The organism is Segetibacter sp. (assembly GCF_025963695.1).
Taxonomy (GTDB): Bacteria; Bacteroidota; Bacteroidia; order Chitinophagales; family Chitinophagaceae; genus Segetibacter.
In genome coordinates, this window is the sequence record NZ_JAOQAH010000029.1 from 66,744 (window position 1) to 73,537 (window position 6,794).

Genomic DNA, 6,794 nt, shown 5'->3' on the forward strand with positions numbered 1-6,794 from the left:
ATGTGTACACCTTTAAAACTTCGAACATTAGGGCTCGGGTTGTTTTGTAGTGTAATAATGCCTGGACTTGTACAAGCCCGGCAACTTGCCTACAATAAAAGCAACAAAACCGAAAACCGCTACAAGGAAAAAGAACCCAATGCAAAAACATTAAATAAACTATTAAGGGAAATAGAAAAAAAGCATGGTATAAATTTTATCTGCAGGTCAGAATTACTTGAAATAACCATTGAAGTTGCCAACGAAGATTTTGCAGGCAAACAGTTTTTGGCAAAGCTTCAAAAAATGCTTTCGGCGCGCAATTTAAATGTTAAGCAAATCTCAGCTGAACAATATGCGATAACTCCCGAAAATGAAAATGGCATTTCTGCGGTAGCTGTTGCAAATACTGCAAACAGCGGCGAAAGCAATAGTATAAACACTTCGGGCGATCGTGCTTTAGGTTCGTATATGAGAGCTTTCAGGGTGAGTGGTTCTGTACTCTCAAATACCTCTGGTACGCCGTTGCAAGGGGTTACTGTAACTATAAAAGGAACTTCTATTGCGACTACTACAGATGAAATTGGAAACTTCTCCATCTCTGTTCCCGGCACCAGTGCCACCCTGGTATTTTCTTACATAGGATTTCAATCTATCGAAAGGGCTGTAAACGGCCAGGAGAGATTAGACATAAAAATGGAGGAAGAAGTAAAGGCAATGGAACAAGTGGTGGTGGTAGGTTATGGCACACAGAAAAAAGTAAATCTTACCGGAGCTATCAGCGCTGTTACTGCCGATGACTTACGCAGTCGCCCTGTTACTGCAACTTCCAGTGCGTTACAGGGACTGATGCCTGGTGTAACCATTAGAAATTCTACAGCCCTGCCGGGCCAGAATGGCAGCACTATTCGTATTCGGGGAGTAGGTACATTAGGCGATGCAAATCCCCTGGTTGTGATTGATGGAATTCCCGGAGGTGATATGAATATTATCAACCCCGATGATATTGAAAGTATTTCTGTACTAAAAGATGCGGCATCTTCTTCTATATATGGTGTTCGCGGTGCCAATGGCGTTATATTGATTACAACGAAAAAAGGTAAAGGTGCTCAAAGCTTGTCTTACAGCAACTATTACGGTTTTCAAACACCCACTGCTCTACCTGAATTTCTTGGTTCACCGGAGTACATGACCCTTTTAAATGAATCTCAGAAAAATGTAGGCAGAACAATTACGTATACGGATGCTGATATTGAAAAAGCCCGTAATGGCTCAGACCCTAACTACTTTGCAAACACCAACTGGCTACAGGAAATTTATAAAAAGACTGCCGCACAACAAAACCATAACATCAGTTTAAATGGTGGCGGAAACAATACGACCTACTATGCTTCTTATGGTTACTTAAACCAGGACGGGTTAGTAACAGGTAATAATTTTGGCGCAAGCAGAAACAATGTGCGCCTTAGAGTTAATACTAAATTAATCGATCGCCTTGACCTCGACTTTAACATGGGTTATGTCGACCGAAAGTATTCAGCATCGTCTGAGGATTTGGGTGAGTCTTCTGGTCCTCTTTATACGGCTCTCCTGATATCTCCATTAGTTCCTGTAAAATTTACTACCGGGGGTTGGGGTTATTTGGGAGGTTCCCGTAACCCTGTTGCTGTATCTACAGATGGGGGGTACAATCAATTTAACTCGCAGGAACTTACAGGTAATATAAGTGCAGCTTTAAACATTTTTGATGGTTTTAAGCTGAGAGGTCAGTATGGTTTAGTTAAATCTAATTCGAGACGTGAGATTTTATTTAAGACGATAGACTATTTCAGTCCAACAACCGGGGATAGAATATACCAGACAAACTTTCCTAATAAAATTGATAACCGTGATTATACGAATACTTACCAAACGTTTATTGCAATGGCTGACTATGAGAAGTCATTCAATGATAGGCACGATGTAAAAATTTTACTGGGAGCATCACAAGAGTCGAACGTAACCGAAAACTTTACAGCAAGCAGAACAAACCTGGTTTCCCAGGAAGTTAGCAATATCAATTTAGGTACACTAAACCAATTGAACAGCGGCAATGACGCGCAAACTGCTTTACAATCTCTTTTCGGCCGGGTAAATTACGGGTTGAATAATAAATACCTGGCAGAAGTAAACTTCAGGTATGACGGGTCTTCACGTTTTGCAAAAGACGTTCGTTGGAACTTGTTTCCGTCTGCATCAGTAGGCTGGCGCCTTTCGGAAGAGAAATTCTTCGGCAACCTGAAAAACATCTTTAAAGAAGTTAAGTTCAGGGCTTCCTACGGACAACTTGGAAATGATAAAGTAGGTAATGATTATGCTTATTTGTCTACCATAGGCCCTGTAGCCACCATGCCCATTGGAAATATTCTTACACCTGCCTACGCCCAAACCCTCTTGCCAAACCAGATCTTAACCTGGGAAACAGTTATTAAGCAAAATATAGGCGTAGACTTGTTAATGGCAAACGGACGGCTTGGAATTACTGCTGACTATTTTAAGCATAATACCGATGATATCCTTTTGACTGTTACACTTCCTGACGTTCTTGGTGCTACTGAACCTTCTCAAAATGCAGGTAAGGTTGAGAATAAAGGATGGGAACTGCAGGTTGACTGGAAAGACAGGGTAAAAGATTTCAGGTACCGCCTCAGCTTCAACATCTCCGACGTAAAAAACAGGGTAGTTAGTTTAGGAGGAGTTCCCCCAACCGTTGGTGACCAGGTTCGCTTTTTAAATGAACCTATTGATGCCTTTTACGGACTTGTAGCAAAAGGGCTTGCGCAGGCATCAGACTTCGATTACAATGCTACAACCAACGTGTATGCGCCAAAGTTTCCCATCGTTGCCGGAGATAAAATGGCACCTGGCGACGTGATGTATGAAGACCAGAATAAAGACGGCAAAATCACCTTAGCTGAAGACCGTAAAATTATCGGTAATCCCTTCCCTCGTTATACTTATGCCTTCAGAGCCGATTTAGGTTGGAAAGGGTTTGACTTCAATTTCTTTTTGCAAGGTGTAGGTAAAGCCGACGGATACATAAAAGGTTCTGGTCGTCATGCATACGTTAGTGAATCAGCAAATCCTCAAAAAATACATCTTGACAGGTGGACCCCTGATAATATAAACGCAGCTTATCCAAGGTTAACTTACCAGTTGGCTTATAACCAGCGTTTTTCTACCATGTGGTTAGAGAATGCGGCATACCTGCGCTTGAAAAACGTACAGGTTGGCTATACGCTACCCACAAGGTTGTCCGAAAAATTAAGGATGAGCCGCTTAAGAGTATTTGTATCAGCAGATAACCTGTTTACGAAAACAAACTTCTTTTACGCCTATGATCCTGAGACTCCCGTTAGCAGCGGTGGTTTTTATCCGCAGGTTAAAACATACATTTTCGGAATTAATTTAAATCTTAAATAATCATGAAAAGCAAAATTCTTTATTGCTTACTAATAAGCTCGTTGGTTCTGGTTGCCTGTAAAAAAGATTTCCTTGAAAGGCGGCCACTTGACCAGTTGGTGGACGACACTTTTTACAAAACAGAAGAACAGCTTCAACTTGCGGCCAACGCGTGCTATGCGTACATCAAAGGAAAGCCTACACTCGACATGGAAAACCTTGGCGACAATACCGTAAACTCTTCTCAAAACGATTTTTTGAGAATTGGTAGCGGAGATTATCCCTCGGACCTTGGTGGAATTAACAGCGAATGGACAAGCGGCTACGACGGTATTCGTCGTTGTAATGCCTTTCTTGAAAATTATAAGAAAGCTGAAGGAAGAGAAGCTAACAAAGAAGCCATGGCCGCTGAGGTAAGGGTCATCAGGGCTTACCTGTATAGTTATCTTACTCTTTTCTTTGGAGATGTACAGCTTATCAAAACCACTCTAAAAATTAATGATCCTCAAGTGTATGGCACGCGCCATCCTAAAGCTGAAGTAGTTGATTTTGTACTTACAGAGTTACAGGACGCATCTACAAAGTTACCTAACACTCAAACCGGTGCTAATCTGGGAAGAATAACAAAGGGAGCAGCATTGGCATTGAAAGCACGTTTTGCACTGTACAATAAGAAATATGACGTGGCTGAAAAAGCCGCTAAAGATGTGATGGACCTCAACATCTACCAGTTGTACAGCAGTGGAAATACGGCAACCAGTTACAATGATTTATTTAGTTATAAAGGCAAACTAAAGAACGGAACAAATAAGGAAACTATTTGGGCCCGCCTATATTCTGCAGATGCCCTTGCATATCAGAATATGAGCAGAGAAGCCCAGGTGCCTGACCAGGCTTCAAGATGGAACCCAACGAAAAATTTGGTTGACGCATATTTGTGCACCGACGGATTACCTATAGATAAATCTCCCCTGTATAAAGAAGATACTTATGCTAACATCTTCGCTAACCGCGACCCCCGCATGACGCAAACAGTGTTGAAACCGGGAGCAGCATGGGGCGGAAGGCAGGATGGCAGAAACGAAACAAGTACTGCTAACTGGGGTACCTATACAACGCCAAAATTCATCTCAAATAAGTTAGGCTCAGTTACAATAACAGGTTATTATTTTACCAAGTATGTTGAGTTAGCAACAGTGGGACAGGTTTCGAGAGATGAGAATGATATCCATCTGATCCGTTATGCAGAAGTTTTATTGACCTATGCGGAGGCCAAATTAGAGCAGGGTACACTAACACAGGCAGACATAGATCTTACCATAAATAAAATCCGCCAGCGGGTAGGGATGAAAAACATGGTGTTAACTGAGCTTGCAGCTAATGGATTAGATGTAAGAACTGAGGTCCGCCGCGAACGCCGTGTAGAACTTGCTTTAGAAGGTCAGCGTTACTTCGACATCATTCGCTGGAACGAAGGAAGTGTTCTTGCACAGGATCTAAAAGGCATTAAAAAATCGCTGGCGGCAAGGCCATCAGATGTAGTCAACATTGCTGCTGATGCAAACGGCTATATCATTGCTAACTCAGGCCGGTCGTTCAATGCGCCTAAAAACCTGCTTTGGCCTATTCCTCAAACACAGTTAGAACGTAACCCTGCTCTTGGGCAAAACCCGGGATGGTAAAAGTTAATTAAGATGAGATATAATAAATGGATGGTTCTTTATTGTTGTGCACTTCTAAGCACGTCTTGTGCAAAGAAATCTTTACAAAGCGCTTCTTCCACTTCGGCGGTTGCTGGTACCGAAGAAGTCCGCGTACTTTCTTATAACATTCATCACGCAAATCCTCCGTCACGCCCCGATTATATTGACCTTGCTGCAATCGCAAACGTAATAAAGCAACAACAGCCCGACATTGTTGCCTTGCAGGAAATAGATGTAAACACAGAGCGTTCGGGAAAGACCGTGGATGAAGCAAAGGAATTGGCCCGACTAACAGGCATGCAGTCGTACTTCTCAAAGGGTATCGATTACCAGGGCGGCGAATATGGTATCGCTGTTTTAAGCAGGTTCCCGATGGAAGGAATGAAGCGGATACCGTTACCGACCGATGAAGCTACTAAGGGTGAACCAAGAACGTTGGGTACAGCCATTATAAAATTGCCTAAAGGACATAAGATCGTTTTCGCATTTACTCACCTCGATGCTCAACGCGATGCTACTAATAGGTTGTTGCAGATAAGAAAAATAACAGAGGTGCTGCAGTCAGAGCAATTGCCGGTGATTATTGCTGGTGATTTTAACGCAGTGCCGGGAAGTGATGTAATCAATATTTTGGATAACAACTTTACAAGAACCTGTATTACCGGGTGCGGCTTTACTATACCTGTTGAGAGTCCAAATAAAACCATTGATTTTATTGCTTATAAACCCTCGGCAAAATTTACGGTTATAGAGCACAAAGTCATCAATGAAAAATATGCCTCTGACCATCTGCCGGTTTTGGCGGTTTTAAAAATTAAGTAAAGTATATTTAAAACAATTGCAGGTGAGATTGTTTTCAGAAACCCTGGCATCGGTCATTATTCCGGCGCCAGGGTTTTTTTTGTTATTTTTTGTACCCGGCTGTTGAATTCCTGGTGTAACATCCTTGCGTCGCACTCGTGTACCTTAACTACTACGTTCATCAAAGGCGATGACTTTTACTCCACTTGCTTACGTTGAAAAGCGGCCATAAGTCCTTTGGTACAGCAGAGTAAAACAACGCGGGCTGTAACAATAAAACTTCTTTCGCGGGCTTTTTTTCGCAAGTCAATTTTTCCGGCTAGCCCCATTTCTCTTAAGTATTCTGCAACTGTCAGTTACACTAATCTTGCCCTTAATTTAACAGCTTCCCGCTCTGCCACATGGCACTTGACACCTCCAACAGAATTGTTCGACGTGCTGTAAAGTTGTTGCCCCGATTACTGGATTTACGGGTATCATCACCAGAATCCTGATTTTAAAATTGGCAAAACTCAATTGCTTACAAATCAATTAGGGTATATACAGGTTGGTGAACATTATTTATTCAGTAAAGAAAAAATAGGTTGACCTAGCTAAAAAGGCCGGCGTGGGGCTGCATTTATCAGGCAATTGGAGCAGGGCAAGCAAACGCCAGGGGTAGATAAGGTAAACCACGTGCTCCAACTGTTTGGATATACACTACCGCCTATGGCTATAAGAATAACCAACCGCTATGAAATTCTCCTACAATATCTGAATAAGAATGTTCAGGTTTATCTTAAGAACAAAACAGAATTAGCCGGTTTTATTATCGAATCTATTACCGAAGGAATGGAGGTTAAAGCGTGGAAGTTTCTATCTGGCAGTAAT

At 42.1% G+C, this 6,794-nt stretch carries 3 protein-coding genes; all 3 read left to right on the forward strand.

Features of this window, described 5'->3' with window-relative positions; translation table 11 throughout:
* Genes JWR87_RS04370 through JWR87_RS04380 form a run of 3 tightly spaced genes read left to right on the forward strand, consistent with a single transcriptional unit; the run spans position 1 to position 5,945 of the window.
* Entirely contained in the window at positions 1-3,441 is a 3,441-nt protein-coding gene (locus JWR87_RS04370; RefSeq protein WP_297816057.1) for a TonB-dependent receptor, read from the forward strand.
* Between the two features lie 2 nt (positions 3,442-3,443).
* Complete coding sequence (locus JWR87_RS04375; protein ID WP_297816059.1) at positions 3,444-5,102, forward strand: RagB/SusD family nutrient uptake outer membrane protein; 1,659 nt, start codon at positions 3,444-3,446, stop codon at positions 5,100-5,102.
* 12 nt (positions 5,103-5,114) lie between these two features.
* The gene (locus tag JWR87_RS04380) at positions 5,115-5,945 is read left to right on the forward strand and encodes an endonuclease/exonuclease/phosphatase family protein (protein WP_297816061.1); all 831 of its coding nucleotides are present in this window, start codon (positions 5,115-5,117) and stop codon (positions 5,943-5,945) included.
* The last annotated feature ends 849 nt before the right edge of the window (positions 5,946-6,794 follow it).